This is a genomic window from Agrobacterium sp. CFBP2214, from assembly GCF_030209895.1.
Classification (GTDB): Bacteria; Pseudomonadota; Alphaproteobacteria; order Rhizobiales; family Rhizobiaceae; genus Agrobacterium; species Agrobacterium radiobacter.
Map to the genome: position 1 here is coordinate 215665 of NZ_JARVRC010000007.1, position 17031 is coordinate 232695.

17 protein-coding genes are annotated in these 17031 nt (G+C 59.7%); 9 read left to right on the forward strand and 8 right to left on the reverse strand.

Translation table 11 applies throughout. The features are described from left to right. Positions 1 to 29: 29 nt before the first annotated feature. The 3 genes from QRN60_RS19650 to QRN60_RS19660 are packed head-to-tail and all read right to left on the reverse strand — an operon-like array spanning position 30 to position 2210. On the reverse strand, positions 30 to 347 hold the full coding sequence (locus tag QRN60_RS19650; protein ID WP_003520511.1) for a chorismate mutase: 318 nt from the start codon (positions 345 to 347) through the stop codon (positions 30 to 32). A gap of 11 nt (positions 348 to 358) precedes the next feature. Continuing rightward, positions 359 to 1927, reverse strand: coding sequence for a signal recognition particle protein (gene ffh / locus QRN60_RS19655; RefSeq protein WP_129564800.1), 1569 nt, complete (start codon positions 1925 to 1927; stop codon positions 359 to 361). Then, the gene (locus QRN60_RS19660) at positions 1920 to 2210 is read right to left on the reverse strand and encodes a hypothetical protein (RefSeq protein WP_077998725.1); all 291 of its coding nucleotides are present in this window, start codon (positions 2208 to 2210) and stop codon (positions 1920 to 1922) included. The genes ffh and QRN60_RS19660 overlap by 8 nt, the downstream gene beginning before the upstream one ends. Positions 2211 to 2254: 44 nt before the next feature. Here QRN60_RS19660 and QRN60_RS19665 point away from each other — a divergent pair, with 44 nt between their 5' ends. The 7 genes from QRN60_RS19665 to QRN60_RS19695 all read left to right on the forward strand — a co-directional run bounded on the left by QRN60_RS19665 (position 2255) and on the right by QRN60_RS19695 (position 9636). Continuing rightward, a complete protein-coding gene (locus QRN60_RS19665; protein ID WP_080868365.1) occupies positions 2255 to 3325 on the forward strand; it encodes an MBL fold metallo-hydrolase in 1071 nt (356 codons plus the stop codon). A 122-nt stretch (positions 3326 to 3447) separates the two neighbouring features. Further along, positions 3448 to 4350 (forward strand): diaminopimelate epimerase, encoded by a 903-nt coding sequence (dapF, locus tag QRN60_RS19670; RefSeq protein ID WP_129564799.1) that lies wholly within the window; start codon positions 3448 to 3450, stop codon positions 4348 to 4350. After that, positions 4347 to 5621: a tRNA (N(6)-L-threonylcarbamoyladenosine(37)-C(2))-methylthiotransferase MtaB gene (gene mtaB, locus QRN60_RS19675; RefSeq protein ID WP_003505081.1), complete on the forward strand. Its 1275-nt coding sequence runs from the start codon at positions 4347 to 4349 to the stop codon at positions 5619 to 5621. The genes dapF and mtaB overlap by 4 nt, the downstream gene beginning before the upstream one ends. A 32-nt stretch (positions 5622 to 5653) precedes the next feature. Next, on the forward strand, positions 5654 to 7090 hold the full coding sequence (ftsY, locus tag QRN60_RS19680) for a signal recognition particle-docking protein FtsY (protein ID WP_129564798.1): 1437 nt from the start codon (positions 5654 to 5656) through the stop codon (positions 7088 to 7090). Positions 7091 to 7092: 2 nt separating this feature from the next. Then, entirely contained in the window at positions 7093 to 7743 is a 651-nt protein-coding gene (locus QRN60_RS19685; protein WP_003505077.1) for a septation protein A, read from the forward strand. Next, entirely contained in the window at positions 7740 to 8336 is a 597-nt protein-coding gene (locus QRN60_RS19690; RefSeq protein ID WP_020810184.1) for a DUF2585 domain-containing protein, read from the forward strand. The genes QRN60_RS19685 and QRN60_RS19690 overlap by 4 nt, the downstream gene beginning before the upstream one ends. Positions 8337 to 8454: 118 nt before the next feature. Next, positions 8455 to 9636: a GGDEF domain-containing protein gene (locus QRN60_RS19695; protein WP_020810183.1), complete on the forward strand. Its 1182-nt coding sequence runs from the start codon at positions 8455 to 8457 to the stop codon at positions 9634 to 9636. A 16-nt stretch (positions 9637 to 9652) separates the two neighbouring features. On the opposite strand, the gene QRN60_RS19700 is transcribed toward QRN60_RS19695, so the two are convergent. The 5 genes from QRN60_RS19700 to ccmA all read right to left on the reverse strand — a co-directional run bounded on the left by QRN60_RS19700 (position 9653) and on the right by ccmA (position 12769). Then, a complete protein-coding gene (locus QRN60_RS19700; RefSeq protein ID WP_113076749.1) occupies positions 9653 to 10255 on the reverse strand; it encodes a DsbE family thiol:disulfide interchange protein in 603 nt (200 codons plus the stop codon). Then, entirely contained in the window at positions 10252 to 10425 is a 174-nt protein-coding gene (gene ccmD, locus QRN60_RS19705; protein WP_060725377.1) for a heme exporter protein CcmD, read from the reverse strand. The genes QRN60_RS19700 and ccmD overlap by 4 nt, the downstream gene beginning before the upstream one ends. A 4-nt stretch (positions 10426 to 10429) precedes the next feature. Then, complete coding sequence (locus QRN60_RS19710; RefSeq protein ID WP_113076750.1) at positions 10430 to 11191, reverse strand: heme ABC transporter permease; 762 nt, start codon at positions 11189 to 11191, stop codon at positions 10430 to 10432. Between the two features lie 74 nt (positions 11192 to 11265). Then, the gene (gene ccmB, locus QRN60_RS19715; RefSeq protein ID WP_003505065.1) at positions 11266 to 11925 is read right to left on the reverse strand and encodes a heme exporter protein CcmB; all 660 of its coding nucleotides are present in this window, start codon (positions 11923 to 11925) and stop codon (positions 11266 to 11268) included. 202 nt (positions 11926 to 12127) lie between these two features. Continuing rightward, positions 12128 to 12769 carry a heme ABC exporter ATP-binding protein CcmA gene (gene ccmA, locus QRN60_RS19720; RefSeq protein ID WP_112977797.1) on the reverse strand — a complete coding sequence of 214 codons (642 nt, stop codon included), beginning with the start codon at positions 12767 to 12769 and terminating at the stop codon, positions 12128 to 12130. Positions 12770 to 13037: 268 nt separating this feature from the next. Between ccmA and acnA the strand changes: the two genes are divergently transcribed. Together acnA and QRN60_RS19730 are read left to right on the forward strand one after the other, a co-directional pair. Then, the gene (gene acnA, locus QRN60_RS19725; RefSeq protein WP_003505059.1) at positions 13038 to 15731 is read left to right on the forward strand and encodes an aconitate hydratase AcnA; all 2694 of its coding nucleotides are present in this window, start codon (positions 13038 to 13040) and stop codon (positions 15729 to 15731) included. Positions 15732 to 15920: 189 nt separating this feature from the next. Next, complete coding sequence (locus QRN60_RS19730; protein WP_003505058.1) at positions 15921 to 16661, forward strand: DUF1223 domain-containing protein; 741 nt, start codon at positions 15921 to 15923, stop codon at positions 16659 to 16661. Positions 16662 to 17031 lie beyond the last annotated feature (370 nt).

A 17031-nucleotide genomic window follows, 5' to 3' on the forward strand; every position in this document is an offset into this window, starting at 1 on the left:
TTTACTCCTTAGGATGGCTTGTCCGCCTTTCAGGCGGTCTTTTCGGTGCCGCCATGTTCGGCGGCGATTGCTTCATGATGCCGGATGACTTCCTTGATGATGAAGTTCAGGAACTTCTCGGCGAAATCCGGATCCAGATTGGCATCCTTTGCCAGGTGGCGAAGGCGTTCAATCTGGTATTCCTCGCGCGCCGGGTCGGCCGGCGGCAAATTGTATTTTGCCTTCAGCACGCCCACCGCCTTGGTACAGCGGAAACGTTCGGCAAGAATGTGAACCAGTGCGGCATCGATATTGTCGATCGACTGTCGGTATTCGGAAAGCTGGGCTTTCACCTCTGCATTGTTCACTGGTGTCCCCCTCACTTCTTTTTCGGAAAGCCGGGCAGGCCCGGCATGCCGCCAAGACCTGGCAGCTTGGCGCTGCCGAGGCCCGGCAATCCGCCCGGCATGCCGCCGAGGCCGGGCATCCCGCCCGGCTTGCCGAGACCGGCGGCTTCTGCCTGCTTCTGGAGCGCTTCAAGCTGCTTCGGATCGATGTTCGACAGATCAGGCATGCCGCCGCCAAGACCACCGAGGCCCATCTTGCCGGCAAGGCCGCCCATCATCTGCTTCATGATGCCGCCTTTGCCCTTGCCGCCCATGGCCTTCATCATGTCGGCCATGCCGCGATGCATCTTCAGAAGCTTGTTGATTTCAGCGGCATCGGTGCCGGAACCGGCGGCGATGCGCTTCTTTCGGCTGTGCTTCAGAATATCGGGATTGGCGCGTTCCGCCTTGGTCATCGACGAGATGATGGCGATCTGGCGGTCGAACATCTTGTCGTTGAGGCCAGCGGAAGCCATCTTGTCCTTCATGCCGGCCATGCCGGGCATCAGCCCCATGATGCTGCCCATGCCGCCCATCTTCTTCATCTGGGCAAGCTGGTCGGAGAGATCGTTGAGGTCGAACTTGCCCTTGGCCATCTTCTCGGCCATGGCACGGGCTTTTTCCGCATCGATGTTCTCGGCGGCCTTCTCGACCAGCGAGACGATGTCGCCCATGCCGAGAATACGGTCGGCGATACGGCGCGGATGGAACTCGTCGAGTTCGTTCATACGCTCGCCGATACCGATCAGCTTGATCGGCTTGCCGGTGACGGCGCGCATGGAAAGGGCGGCACCGCCGCGTCCGTCGCCGTCCATACGGGTGAGCACAAGACCGGTGATGCCGACGCGCTCATCGAAGTTGCGGGCGAGGTTGACGGCGTCCTGACCTGTCAGCGAATCCGCGACCAGCAGGATTTCGTGCGGATTGGACTTCTTCTTGATGTCGGCCATTTCCAGCATCAAGGGTTCGTCGATGTGGGTACGGCCGGCGGTGTCGAGAATGACGACGTCATGGCCGCCGAGCTTTGCAGCCTGCACGGCGCGCGCGGCGATATCTGTCGGCGACTGGCCGGCAATGACCGGCAACGTGTCGACGCCGGTCTGCACGCCGAGCTGACGAAGCTGTTCCTGTGCGGCCGGACGACGCGTGTCGAGAGATGCCATCAGCACCTTCTTCTTGTCACGGTCGGTCAGGCGCTTGGCGATCTTGCCTGTTGTCGTGGTCTTGCCCGAACCCTGCAGACCCACCATCATGATGACGACGGGGGCGGCCGCATGCAGGTCGATCGAGACGCCTTCGGTGCCGAGCATTTCGACAAGCTCGTCATGCACGATCTTGACGACCATCTGGCCGGGCTTGATGGATTTCAGAACGGCTGCGCCGACAGCCTTTTCACGCACCTTGTCAGTGAAGGAACGCACGACTTCCAGCGCAACGTCCGCTTCCAGAAGCGCACGGCGAACCTCGCGCAGGGCGGCAGCAACATCGGCTTCCGTCAGCGCGCCACGGCCGGTCAGTCCATTCAGAATGGAACCAAGGCGGTCCTGGAGGTTTTCAAACATCGTTTCTTCCTTCTTCGTTCCGGGGTTTCCGAAACGTCGGTGCTTTCGCTGCCAAAAACAAGACGCAAAGCCAAAAAGCACCCGAGGGCGCATCGCGCTGTCGGGTGTTGACCTCCGGGATCTCTTTATACCTTTGCGGGTCCCGGTCGGCGGCTTGGAGTCGTGAAACTGCCAGCTGATTGGCGGCGATAAACAGGAAAGCGCGGGAAAAGTCAAGGCGGTGCCGGGTTTCAGGCGCGAAGGCCTGCATTTCATCTTTGCGTGATTGGTCGCCGGCCACCATTGGCGGTGCTTGAACGGCCCTCTTTCGCTCCCTATACATTTGTCATGAACCGTCGAAAATTTTTTCGTTTTTCCGCTCTTGGCCTGCTCGCTCTGGCGGGTGGTGGCCTTTATGCCCGCCGTTCGAGCGCCAGCGCCTATTATAGCGGCCCGATCTCCGATCATTTCGACGGGATGCGCTTCTTCAACCCCGGCGGTTCGCCGCCCGGCAATTTCATGGGGCTGCTGAAATGGCGCTTCAATGGCGAGCGCGCCACATGGCCGGAAAGCTATCCGAGCCCCTTTCCCTTCGCAAAGCCGGAAGCCCGCATCGAAGGCAGGGACATGCGCGTCACCTTTGTGGGCCATGCTTCATTTCTCATCCAGACGGCGGGTTTGAATATTCTCGTCGATCCGGTGTGGTCGCAGCGCACCAGCCCTTTCAGTTTTGCCGGTCCCAAACGGGTCAATCCGCCCGGCATCCGTTTTGAGGATTTGCCGCCCATCGATCTGGTGCTGGTGACCCATAATCACTACGACCATCTGGATATGGAAACGTTGAAGCGCCTGCATGTGGCGCACAAGCCGCTTTTCATCACGCCGCTCGGCAATGACGCGATTATTCGCACCGGTGTCGAGGCGGCGCGTATCAAGGTGGGTGATTGGGGCGATGTGGTGGAGACAGGTTCGGTGAAAATTCATTTCGAACCGTGCCACCACTGGTCGGCCCGCGGTCTTAACGACCGACGCATGGCGCTCTGGGCCGCCTTCGTCATCGAAACGCCAGGCGGTAAAATCTACCATATAGGCGATACCGGCTTCCACGAGGGCCTCAATTATCACGCCGCGCGCAAGAAGCACGGTGAGTTCCGCCTCGCCAACCTGCCTTTCGGTGCTTACGAGCCGCGCTGGTTCATGAAAGGCCAGCATCAGAACCCGGCGGAAGCCGTGGAAGGAATGAAGCTTTGCGGCGCGGCGCATGTTTGCGGCCATCATTGGGGGACAGTACAGTTGACGGACGAGGCCGTGGATGCGCCGCTTGCGGCCCTCAAGGTTGCGTTGACGGAGCAGGGGGTCGACGAAAGCCGTTTCCGGCCAATGCGTCCCGGTGAAGTTTTCGACGTGCCTTCCGTCTGACCGCAGCCCCGTTTGCGCCGCAACAGTCTGGTAATTTGCCGGTCTTTCCGCCATATAGGGCGAAAGCGCGGGGCAAATCCCGAATGCAAACCGGTTTTCAGACAGTTTTCAGGTTTAAGGCGATGGCGGATACGGTCGAATTTGCGAAGATGAACGGGCTTGGCAACAAGATCCTCGTTATCGACATGCGCGGCCGTAAAGATATGGTCACGCCGGAGGCGGCGATTGCGCTGAACGCCGATGCTGCCACACAGTTCGACCAGATCATGGCGATCCACGATCCGCGTGTTGGCGGCACGGATGCCTTCATCGATATTCTCAATTGCGACGGCACGAAGGCGCAGGCCTGCGGCAATGGCACGCGCTGCGTGGTGCAGGCGCTGTCTTCCGAAACGGGCAAGACTAGCTTCACCTTCCAGACGGTGGCGGGCATCCTGAACGCCGTCGAACATGAAGATGGCATGATATCAGTCGATATGGGCCTGCCGCGGTTCCGCTGGAGCGACATTCCGCTTTCGGAGGAGTTCCACGATACCAGCCGCATCGAATTGCAGATTGGCCCGATCGATGCGCCGATCCTGCACTCGCCTGCTGTGATGTCCATGGGCAATCCGCACGCGATCTTCTGGGTGGATCGTGATCCGATGGAATTCGACCTCGAACGTTTCGGGCCGCTGCTCGAAAACCATCCGATGTTTCCGGAGAAGGCCAATATCACGCTGGCGCAGGTGATTTCCGACAGTGCGCTTCGCACCCGCACCTGGGAGCGCGGCGCAGGGCTGACACTCGCCTGCGGTTCGGCCGCCTGCGCATCAGCCGTTTCCGCCGCCCGCACCGGCCGTACCGGCCGGAGGGTCACCATCGATGTCGCCTCCAGCCCCATCCGCGTGCCGCTGACCATCGACTGGCGTGAGGACAATCACGTCATCATGACCGGCCCTGCCGAATGGGAATGGTCCGGCATGGTCGATCCCGTTACCGGCGTCTGGTCGCGTGATGCTGCGGCCGAACAGGGGGCCGTATGAGTGGCGTCGAGGTCATAACCTTCGGCTGCCGTCTCAACACCTATGAATCGGAAGTGATGCGGGCGGAGGCCGAAAAAGCCGGGCTCAACAATGCCGTGCTGGTCAATACCTGTGCCGTGACGGGCGAGGCGGTGCGTCAGGCGCGCCAGGCCATCCGCCGCGCACGGCGCGACAATCCGCATGCACGCATCATTGTTACCGGCTGCGCCGCACAGACGGAAAAACAGACCTTTGCCGAAATGCCCGAGGTGGATGCGGTGCTGGGCAATGAGGAAAAGCTGAAAAGCGCCTCCTATCGCGCGCTACCGGATTTCGGCGTCTCGGCGGAAGAAAAGCTGCGCGTCAACGACATCATGAGCATCAAGGCGACAGCGCCGCAGATGGTGAAACACATAGACGGGCATGTGCGCGCCTTCATTCAGGTACAGAATGGCTGCGATCATCGCTGCACCTTCTGCATCATACCCTACGGGCGCGGCAATTCGCGCTCGGTGCCCATGGGTGCGGTGGTGGATCAGGCACGCAGGCTGACGGAAAGCGGCTATTGCGAAATCGTGCTGACCGGGGTGGATGCGACCAGCTATGGCGCGGACTTACCCGGCGAGCCATCGCTCGGTTACCTCGCCAAGACATTGCTGAAACAGGTGCCGGATATTCTGCGTCTGCGGCTTTCCTCGATCGATAGTATCGAGGCCGACCATCATTTGATGGATCTGATTGCCGATGAGCCGCGTTTCATGCCGCATCTGCACCTGTCCCTCCAGCATGGCGACGACATGATCCTGAAACGCATGAAACGCCGCCATTCACGGGCCGATGCCGTTCGTTTCTGTCACGAAGTGCGGGCGCTGCGGCCGGAGATCGCCTTCGGCGCGGATATGATCGCCGGTTTTCCGACCGAGACGGAAGAGATGTTTGAAAATGCCGCGACGCTGGCGGAAGAATGCGGCATTTCCAGCCTGCATGTATTTCCCTACAGCCCGCGTGCCGGCACGCCGGCGGCTCGCATGCCGCAGCTCGACCGCGCGCTGGTGAAGGAGCGGGCGGCGAGGCTTCGTGAACGCGGAGAAGCGCTGCGGCTCACGCATCTGCAAGGTATGGTCGGTTCGATGCAGACGATCCTCGTCGAAAACAACGGTTTTGCCCATACCAATAATTTCACGCTGGTCGCGGCGCCTGATCTTCCTGCGCGTACTCTTGCGCAGGTTGCGATTACCGGCCACAACGGCAAACATCTGAACATGAAGCTTCTGGCGGCAAATGCGGCCTGAGGCGGCTAAAGAGAAAAGACACGGGAACGACCATGGCCCTCGGCTTCATCAAAAAAGTCTTTTCGTTCGGCAAGGACAAGGCCGAAACGGAAGAGCGGCCGCAAGAGGACGCCGCGTCTGAGCGCGGCAATGAAAACGCCTCCTTCGAAGCGGCGCTGAGCGACGCGCAAGTGCATGACCCTGTCGAAAGGGACCCGGTTTCCGAACTGGAGATGGAGACGGCCGGTGGCCCGGCCCCGGACGAGGCGACGGATGTCGTTCTCTCCGAAGAAGATGAGGAAGAGGACGCGCCGCTTCTTCCCGGTGCCGAGCTTTCCGGCGATATGGGCGTGGTGCCATTGTCGTTGCTACAGGCGGAAGCAGCCGCTGAAGAGCAGGACGAAGCTTTGCCGGAAGCAGCGGATGTCGTGCTGGATACGGATGCGATGGATGCGCTGCTCGACGAGGCGGAAGCCGCGAGCGCGGTCGAACCCCCTGCGGTTCCCACGGCTCTGCCCAAGGGTTTTTCGTCGGCAAGTGAACGGCAGGAGCCTGCGCCTATCGCACCGCAGATAAAACTGACATGGTTTCAGCGCCTGCGGGCCGGGCTTGCCCGCACGTCGTCGCAGCTGACGACGCAGATTTCGGCGCTCTTTACCAAGCGCAAGCTGGATGAGGACACGCTCGATGAGCTGGAAGACCTTCTCATCCAGTCGGATCTGGGTGTGGAGACCGCCATGCGCATCACCGGCGCCCTGTCTTCCGAACGTTACGGCAAGGATGTCAGCGGCGAAGATGTGGCGCGCATTATGGCGGGCGAGATCACCAAGGTCCTGAAGCCTGTCGCCAAGCCGCTGGAACTCGATCTCTCGCACAAGCCGCATGTCATTCTCGTCGTCGGCGTGAACGGTACCGGCAAGACGACCACTATCGGCAAGCTTGCCGCCAAGCTCTCGGGCTCTGGCCTCAAGGTCATGCTTGCGGCCGGCGATACCTTCCGCGCGGCGGCCATCGAACAGCTCAAGATCTGGGCTGATCGGACCGGTTCGCAATTCATCGGTACCAAGCTCGGCGCAGATGCGGCTGGGCTTGCCTACGACGCTTATGAGCAAGCGCGGGCGCAAAAAAGCGATGTGCTCATCATCGATACGGCCGGCCGTCTGCAGAACAAGACGGAACTGATGGCGGAGCTGGAAAAGATCGTGCGCGTGCTCGGCAAACTCGATCCCGATGCGCCGCACACCGTGCTGCAGACGCTGGATGCGACGACCGGCCAGAACGCGATGAACCAGGTGGAAATATTCCGGAATGTCGCGGGCGTTTCGGGCCTGATTATGACAAAATTGGATGGCACGGCGCGGGGCGGTATCCTCGTCGCCATCGCTGCCAAACACAAGCTGCCGGTTTATTTCATCGGCGTGGGTGAAGGTGTTGATGATCTGGAGCCCTTCGAGGCGGAAGATTTCGCCAAGGCCATTGCGGGAGTGTGAGTATGGATATTGAAAGCAATTCCAAGGAAAGCGAAAAGATGGTGGCGGAAATCAGCCCGCTCCTGAAATTCGTGCTCGAGCTTGGCCCGCTCATGGTGTTCTTCTTCGCCAATTCCCGCGGCGAATGGCTGGCCTCCACCTTCCCTGTGCTGACGGAATTCGGCGGGCCGATCTTCATCGCCACCGGCCTGTTCATGATTGCAACGGCGCTGGCTCTTTCGGTTTCATGGGTGCTGACGCGGAAACTGCCGATCATGCCGCTGATATCAGGCATCGTGGTGTTCGTCTTCGGCGCGCTGACCTTGTGGCTGCAGAACGACACCTTCATCAAGATGAAGCCGACCATCGTCAACACGCTGTTCGGCGTCATTCTGCTGGGCGGCCTGTTCTTCGGGCAATCGCTGCTGGGTTACGTCTTCAATTCGGCCTTCAGGCTGACGGATGAGGGCTGGCGCAAGCTGACGCTGCGCTGGGGCGTGTTTTTCCTCTTCCTCGCGGTGATGAACGAGGTTGTGTGGCGCATGTTCACCACCGACACTTGGGTCGCCTTCAAGGTGTGGGGCACGATGCCGATCACCATCATCTTCACCATGGCGCAAATGCCGCTCGTCATGCGCCATTCGCTGGAACCGCTCAACAAGGACGAAAAATGACAATTGCAGAGATGTCGGCTTCCCGTTCGCGCTCGCTCAAATGGTTCGGCGTGGCCGCCGGGCTGCTTCTCCTGCAGATCGTCATTCTCTATGCCATGGGCCGCATTCCGATCTGCGAATGCGGTTATGTGAAGCTGTTCGAGCCCGGCGTGAACACACCGGGAAATTCCCAGCATCTGGCCGACTGGTATACGCCCTCGCATATCATTCACGGCTTCCTGTTCTACTGGTTCGCCTGGCTGCTCTTCCGCAACAAACCGCTTTCCATGCGGCTGTCACTTGCGGTTCTGGTGGAAGCGGCATGGGAGATCCTTGAAAACTCGCCTCTCATCATCGAGCGTTACCGCACCGCGACCATGGCGCTGGGTTACACCGGCGACAGCATCCTGAATTCAGCGATGGACACGGTTTTTATGGTGCTGGGTTTCCTCTTCGCCGCCCGCGTGCCGGTGTGGCTGACTGTCGTGATCGCCATCTTCTTCGAAATCTTCACCGGCTGGCTAATCCGCGATAATCTGACGCTGAACGTCGTCATGCTGGTCTGGCCTGTGGAGGCGATCAAGGAATGGCAGAACGCGCTCCCGCAAATGTGAACGCAGCTGCCGGGATTTTGGCCGGGATGAGCTGAAACCACGCGAGACATGCAGGCTTTCTTAAGGGCATTGCGGTATCGTCCGGGTTCAAAGACCCGTCTCTTCCTGGCAGAACCCGTTGCAAGATAATTTCGCCTATCTTCTCCCCTTCATCATGCTGACATTCGGCGTGGTGTTCCTGTTCCTGCAGAGGATCGGTCACGCTTCCGCCCGCTATTGGGGTATCGGATATCTTTCGGCGGCCTTTGGTTTTGCGACGCCTCTGGTGCTCGGTGGCCTGCCTTTCGAAGTCCAGGCGATCCTTTCGAACCTGTTGTTCTTCTCCGCCTTCTTCCTCTATGGCCATGCGCTGCTTACCCATTTTGACCGGCCGCTTCATACCGCGGCCCGACTGTCGATCGTCGTGGTTGCGGTGTTGCTGGTCTCTTTCCATGTTTTCATCACGCCGGATCTGAAACGCGAGCTCGTCATTGGCGATCTCGTCTGCGCCCTTTTGCTTGCGATCCCGGTCTGGCTCGTGCGAAAGCGCCCCGTCGCGCTCGCCGACAGGCTGATGGTGGGAATTGCCTGTCTTGTGGTAGTGGAAACGCTGGTGCGCATCGGCATGCTGCTGGTGATGACGCCGGGGGGCTCGATGATCGAGCTCAGCGAATTCTTCGAGTCGGATTATGCCTTCTACATGCAGCTCGCCGCGAGCATTTTCGGTTTCCTGCTTGCGCTTTCCGTGCTCGCGAGCCAGATTTCCGTCACCGTCGACCGTCATCTGCATGCGGCGGAACATGATCCTCTGACTGACGTGCTGAACCGCCGCGGCTTTGATCGCCGTGTTCCCGATTTTCGCAACGATACGCCTGAGGGCGCGGTCATTGTCTGCGACATAGATCATTTCAAGCGCATCAACGACGTCTACGGTCATGCGGCAGGAGATATCGTTCTTATCGGCCTTTCCGATCTTCTCAGAAAAAACGCGCCCGGGGATGCGCTGGTGGCGCGCTTTGGCGGTGAGGAATTCGTTGTCTTCCTGCCCGGCCAGACGGCTGCCGCAGCCGGCCAACTTGCCAATGGCATGCGTACAGGTCTCTCGTCGCTCGATTGGCGCAACCGGGGTGTAACCAGCCAGATCACGGCAAGCTTCGGTGTCTCGGCCGTCGCGAGGGGGGATCATTCAATCCACGATGCCATCAAGCGTGCCGATGATAGTCTCTATGCCGCAAAACGTGGCGGTCGCGACCAAGTCGTGCTGGAAGGCATGCGTCTGCCGGCTGAAGGCCCGTCGCTGAGGGTCGTTACCAAGGGGTGATACCTTGCGGAGTGGGTTATTTCCCGGCTGCGGCCGCGATGGCTGGCAGCAGGTCCCGTTCGACGCTGCGGGCATCGAAGGGGCCGACCTTTTTATAAAGGATCGTGCCATCCGCGCCGACCAGATAACTTTCGGGAATACCATAGACACCCCAGTCAATCGCCGCCTTGCCGTTCGGATCGACGCCTATCGCCGCAAAGGGATTACCGAGCTCGCCGAGGAAACGCAGCGCATTATCCTGCTTGTCCTTGTAATTGATGCCGACGACGGTGATGCGCTCGTCCTTCGCCAATTCCTGAAGCAGCGGATGCTCCTGCCGGCAGGGAATGCACCAGGAGGCGAAGACGTTGACCAGCGTCAGCCTGCCTTTGATGGCGGTATCGGTCAGCGCCGGAAGGTTCGAGCCCTCCAGCGGCGGTAGCGACAGGGCGGGTGCCTTGGTACCGATAAGCGCCGAGGGAATGGCGCTGATGTCAAGCCCGTTCACGTCCTGATCGTAGAGCATCTTGCCGGCGATGAGGGCGAAACCGCCAAACAGCAGCAACGGGAGAAGCGCCAGCGCATAACGTGTACGGCCCGTCGTTTTGGCTTTTGTGTCGTCCCGGTTGGCCTGCGTCATTGCGCGTCACCTGCGGAACCGGCTCTTGCCCTGCGGCGCACACCGGAGGCCTCCAGTTCCTTCAGTTCCCGTTTGCGTGCCTGACCGTCCACGACGACCCAGGCGATGAGACAGAGAACGACAAGGCCCGTCGCCGCATAGGACATTCCGATATAAAAGGCGTGTGTCATCCCCTCAGCCCTCCCGGTTCGCCATGCGGGCGGCAAGCCGCCGTTGCGCGGCGACACGCCGGCGCCAGATTTCATTGCGCATGGCGGCGATATGCAGGGTGAAGAACAGCAGCGTGAACCCGATGGCCATCGTCAGAAGCGGCCAGAGAAATTCTGCATCGATGGCGGAACCGCCCATGCGGATGACACTTGCCGGCTGGTGAAGCGTATTCCACCACTCGACCGAAAATTTGATGATGGGGATATTCACGAAACCGACGAGGATCAGCACGGCGCTGACGCGGGCCGCCCTGGACGGATCATCCATGGCCCGGTTGAGTGCGATGAGCCCGAGATACATCAGGAAAAGCACGAAAACGGAGGTCAGCCGTGCGTCCCATACCCACCAGGTTCCCCACATGGGCTTGCCCCAGAGCGAGCCGGTGATGAGTGCGATGAGCGTGAACGCTGCGCCGATGGGGGCGGCGGCCTTGTGGCTGACATCCGCGAGCGGGTGACGCCAGACGAGGGTGCCGATCGCGGAGATCGCCATGACCGAATAACACATCATGGCGAGCCAGGCGGAGGGGACATGCACATACATGATGCGCACGGTATAACCCTGCTGGTAATCGCCATCGGTGGTGAAGGATAGATAAAGGCCTGATGTCAGTACCAGTGCTGTCAGAGCCGCGAGCCAAGGCAGAATGCGCGCCGCCAGCGCCAGGAACCGCGTGGGGTTGGCGAGATCACTGAATTTGGTGATGGTGAAGGTCTGCTCGTTCATGCCGTTTGTGTAACCCGAGAATGGCCGTCCCGCAATTGATCCCTGTCAATCGGGGATCGTCTGGCGTGGTTTCATCAATCCATAACATTGCGCAGTGCCAAAGCGGCAAAGAAAGGACCGGTCACGGCTGAAAATAACGTGATCGCGCAGAGGATGAGGAATGGCGGCATGAAGGGCGCCGGGTCCTGCACGGCTGCATAGGAAGCGCTGACGCCGAAGATCAGGACGGGAATGGCGAGCGGCAGGACGAGGATGGAGACCAGAAGGCCGCCGCGTGGCAGGGCAACGGCAACCGCCGCGCCCACCGCGCCGATGAAGGTGATGGCGGGTGAGCCAACGAGAAGGGTAAGCATGACGGCGCCGATCGCCACCTCGTCCATGTTCATGAACAGGCCGAGCAGCGGCGAGGCAAGCACCAGCGGCAGGCCGGTCGTGACCCAGTGCGCCAGGCATTTCACGAAGACGGTCAGGACAAGCGGGGTTTCCTGCATCAGGATCAGATCGAGGGAGCCGTCATCCCTCTCCGCCTGAAACAGCCGGTCGAGGCCGAGAAGGGCGGATAAAAGCGCGCCGATCCAGACGATGGCCGGGCCGATGCGGGCGAGCAGGTTGAGATCGGGACCGACGCCGAACGGGATGACGGCAACCACGGTCATGAAGAACAGCACGCCGATCAGCGCGCCGCCGCCGGCGCGGATGGAGAGTTTGATATCGCGGAGGAAGAGGGCGGTCATTGGTAGGGCCTCGGTGGATATAGCTTACCCCCCTCTGCCCTGCTGGGCATCTCTCCCTCAAGGGGGGAGATCGACCTGCGGCAAGGTCTCACCCATCTCAATGTTGGAGAAAGAAGCGGCGGGAGTGCGCCTTGCCGATCTCCCCCCTTGAGGGAGAGATGCCCGGCAGGGCAGAGGGGGGTAAGCCGCACGCACATCACCATCATGCCCAAGCCTCCACCCCTGCAAACCCCATCATCTGCAATTCCTGCGTATTCTCCAACCCCAGCGGCTGATGGGTCGCAGCAAGTACAATCCCGCCCCTTCCAAGGTGGTTTTTCACAAGATCGGTAAACATTCCGTCCGCAGCCTTATCAAGCGCCGCGGTCGGCTCATCGAGAATCCACACCGGTCGCCAGGCAATCAAAAGCTTCGCCATGGCAAACCGCCGCTGCTGGCCGGCGGAGAGATAACCGAAGGGCAGGTGGGTAATACCGGCAAGGCCGACGATCTCCGCGGCCTCATCAATCGCCATGCCCCTGCCGCCGGGAAAGTCACCGAGGAAATCCTTCCAGAAGCGCAGGTTTTCCGAAACGGTCAGTTCGGTTTTCATGGCATTGCGATGGCCGAGATAATGGCAGGCCTCCGAGGGGCGCATGGCCGGCTCAATTCCTTCGCCGGCTATCTTAATCCGTCCCTGCTCGGGACGCAGCAGACCCGCCACCGTGCGCAGCAGCGTGGATTTTCCCGAGCCGTTGCGCCCGGTCAGCACCAGCGCCTCTCCGTCGCTTAACTTGAAGGAAATATTCATGAATATGAAATCTTCGCCGCGTCGCACGCCAAGATTTTCCGCCGTCAAATCCATGCTGCGGTTCCGTTTCAGATTTCGTCGTCTCGATAAAAAAATCGATTAGCTTGGTTGAATGGTCTGGCACGTTTCTCTGAAATTATCTATATGGGTGTCAACACGCCAGCGGCCGGCGTGAACATCATCTTGCGCCGGACTTGACGATTGCGAGGAGCAATTTTCACGTGCGGACAGCGGAAATGGTCGTACCCGCATCCTGATGTGCATGAGTGCATAGGTGTCCGCACGAACGTGTTGGCTATCAGTGTAAGCGGGGTTTTTATCCATGCCCAAATCACTCGACAGTTTCAAATGTCGTTCCGTCCTTACCGTTGGCGGTAAGGATTACGTCTATTTCAGCCTTCCCAAGGCTGAAGCAAATGGCCTGAAGGGCGTTTCCAAGCTGCCCTATTCCATGAAGGTTCTTCTGGAAAACCTGCTGCGTTTCGAGGACGGCCAGTCCGTCACCAAGGAACATATCCTTGCGGTGTCCGAATGGCTTGGTAACAAGGGCCTGACCGAAACCGAAATCGCCTACCGCCCCGCCCGCGTTCTCATGCAGGACTTCACCGGTGTTCCCGCCGTGGTTGATCTTGCCGCCATGCGTGACGGTATCAAGGCTCTTGGCGGCGATCCGGAAAAGATCAATCCGCTGGTTCCCGTCGATCTCGTCATTGACCACTCTGTTATCGTCGATGAATTCGGCACGCCGAGCGCCTTTGCCCGCAACGTTGAACTGGAATATGAGCGCAACGGCGAGCGTTACCGCTTCCTGAAGTGGGGCCAGCAGGCGTTCAAGAATTTCCGCGTGGTTCCGCCCGGCACAGGCATCTGTCACCAGGTCAACCTCGAATATCTCGGCCAGACCGTCTGGACGAAGGAGGAGGACGGCGAGACGATCGCTTATCCGGATACCTGCGTCGGCACGGATTCGCATACGACCATGATCAACGGTCTCGGCGTTCTCGGCTGGGGTGTCGGCGGTATCGAAGCCGAAGCTGCCATGCTCGGCCAGCCGGTCTCCATGCTTCTGCCCGAGGTCATCGGCTTCAAGCTGACCGGCAAGGTGAAGGAAGGCGTCACCGCGACCGACCTCGTTCTGACGGTCGTGCAGATGCTGCGTAAGAAGGGCGTGGTATCGAAGTTCGTCGAATTCTTCGGCCCCGGCCTTGATTCGATGTCTCTGGCCGACCGTGCGACCATCGGCAATATGGGCCCGGAATATGGCGCGACCTGCGGCTTCTTCCCGGTTGACGGCGAAACCATCAACTACCTGACCATGTCCGGCCGTGCCAAGGATCGTATCGCGCTCGTCGAAGCCTATTCCAAGGCGCAGGACATGTGGCGCACCGGCGATGGTTCCGACCTCGTCTTCACCGACACGCTGGAACTCGATCTTGGTGACGTCGTGCCCTCCATGGCCGGTCCGAAGCGCCCGGAAGGCCGTCTGCCGCTCGAAACCATCGCACCGAATTTCGCGACGGCTCTCGAGAACGACTACAAGAAGCCCGGCCAGATCAACAGCCGCTATGCTGTCGAAGGCGAAGCTTTTGATCTCGGTCACGGCGATGTGGCGATTGCCGCCATCACCTCCTGCACGAACACCTCCAACCCCTCGGTTCTCATCGCCGCCGGCCTTCTCGCCCGCAACGCTGTCGCCAAGGGGCTGAAGTCCAAGCCGTGGGTGAAGACCTCGCTGGCACCGGGATCGCAGGTTGTTGCCGAATATCTCGACAAGTCCGGTCTGCAGAAGGATCTCGATGCGATCGGCTTCAACCTCGTCGGCTTCGGCTGCACGACCTGCATTGGTAACTCCGGTCCGCTGCCGCCTGCGATCTCCAAGACGATCAACGACAAGGGCCTGATCACATCAGGCGTTCTCTCTGGTAACCGCAACTTCGAAGGCCGCATCTCGCCTGACGTGCAGGCGAACTATCTGGCCTCGCCGCCGCTCGTCGTGGCCTATGCGCTTGCCGGCACGGTCCAGAAGGATCTGACCAAGGAGCCGATCGGCGACGACCAGAACGGCAACCCGGTCTATCTCAAGGATATCTGGCCGACTTCCAAGGAAATCCAGGAATTCATCCTGAAATACGTCACCCGTGAGCTCTACGAAACCAAGTATGCTGACGTGTTCAAGGGTGACGCGAACTGGCAGGCCGTTCAGGTTCCGCCGGGCCAGACTTATGCCTGGGACGACAAGTCCACCTATGTTCAAAACCCGCCCTATTTCGTCGGCATGGGCAAAAAGGGCACCGGCCTCAAGAACATCAAGGGCGCGCGCGTCCTCGGTCTCTTCGGCGACAAGATCACCACCGACCATATTTCTCCGGCCGGTTCGATCAAGGCTGCTTCGCCTGCTGGCGCCTATCTGACGGAGCACGGCGTTGCCGTGGCCGACTTCAACCAGTACGGCACGCGCCGTGGCAACCATGAAGTGATGATGCGCGGCACCTTCGCCAATATCCGCATCCGCAACCACATGCTCGGCCCGAACGGCAAGGAAGGTGGCTACACCATCCACTATCCGTCGAAGGAAGAGATGTCGATCTATGACGCCGCGATGAAATACAAGGCGGAAGGCGTTCCGCTCGTCATCTTCGCCGGTGTCGAATACGGTAACGGCTCGTCCCGCGACTGGGCGGCGAAGGGCACCAACCTGCTCGGCGTCAAGGCTGTCATCGCGCAGTCCTTCGAACGCATCCACCGTTCGAACCTCGTCGGCATGGGTGTCGTTCCCTTCGTTTTCGAGGAAGGCACTACCTGGGCGAGCCTCGACCTCAAGGGCGACGAAATCGTCGAGATCGATGGTCTCGAAGGTGAAATCAAGCCGCGTGAAAAGAAGATCGCCAAGATCACCTACAGCGACGGTACGGTGAAGGAAGTTCCGCTTCTCTGCCGCATCGATACGCTTGATGAAGTGATCTACATGAACAATGGCGGCATTCTGCAAACCGTTCTTCGCGATCTGGTCGCGTAAAGCTTTGAAAATCTAAGGCGCCGGGCGGAATCCCGGCGTCTTTCCGTTTCAAGTCTCTTTTTTTGTGATTGTCGCTCACCCCTTCGTGACTTTCTATTGAAGGACAATAGACGTTATTTTCCGGTTTGCATCCCGGCAGGATTGATCGCATCAATTCGTCTGGATCTCTTCCGGACAAAGGTTTTTGTAATGCCGCTGAAATTCCCCCTGTCGATATGTCTTCTCGGCACGTTTCTCGTCACCTCCGCGCAGGCGCAGGAAGCTGTGAAGGGCGTCGTCGAATTGTTCACATCGCAGGGATGTGCCTCGTGCCCGCCGGCGGATGAAGCCTTGCGCAAGATGATCCAGAAGGGCGATGTCGTCGGTCTTTCCTACCATGTCGATTACTGGAACTATCTGGGCTGGACGGATTCGCTGGCATCGAAGGAAAATACCGATCGGCAATATGGCTATATGCGCGCACTCGGCCGCAACGGGGTCTATACGCCGCAGGCCATTCTGAATGGTCGCGACCACGTCAAGGGCGCGGATGTCCGTGGAATTTACGACAGGCTCGATGCTTTCAAGCGCGAAGGCAAGGGACTGAATGTCCCGGTCTCGTCGAAGTTTTCCGGAAACGAGGTGGAGATCGATATCGGTGCCGGCAGCGGCAGGGCCGATGTCGTAGTCGCCTATTTCACGCGCGAACAGACGGTTGATGTGCAGAAGGGGGATAACCAGGGGAAAAAAATGTCCTACTGGCACAGCGTCTATGACGTGCAAACCGTCGGCATGTGGGATGGTTCACCGATGACAGTGAAGCTTCCGGCGAGCGTGGTGGCAAAGGTGAAAAAGGGCGGCTGCGCGGTGCTTTTGCAGACGGCAAATGCCGGCGGCGATCCCGCGGCAATTGTCGGCGCAAGTATCCTGCTTGGAAATGAAACCCCCTGATCGCCTGTGGGCGATGGAAGATCCGGTCCGGGCATTGGGGGCTGGGGGTAAAGGGTCAATGCACCGGACCGGGTCATCTTGGTGCCTAGGCATCAATTGACAATAGGACTATTCCACCCAATTCGGGCCATGGTTTGACCGAAATACGGCAGGCCATGTGAAAATGGCTGCCTAAATGGTTACCATTTTTAACCTCTGCCTTTGCTGTCGGCAGTCCCTCCAGAGGGATGGATGGGGCGCCATTCCGTGCTGGCGCCTTCTGGATCGGCTGCAATTCGAGGCCTGTCAAACCTTTCCTGGAATTGCCGGTCCTGTGCGCCATGGTAGTGCAAAGACTTGCAATTTCGCCCCCTCAGGCTCACACTGCATG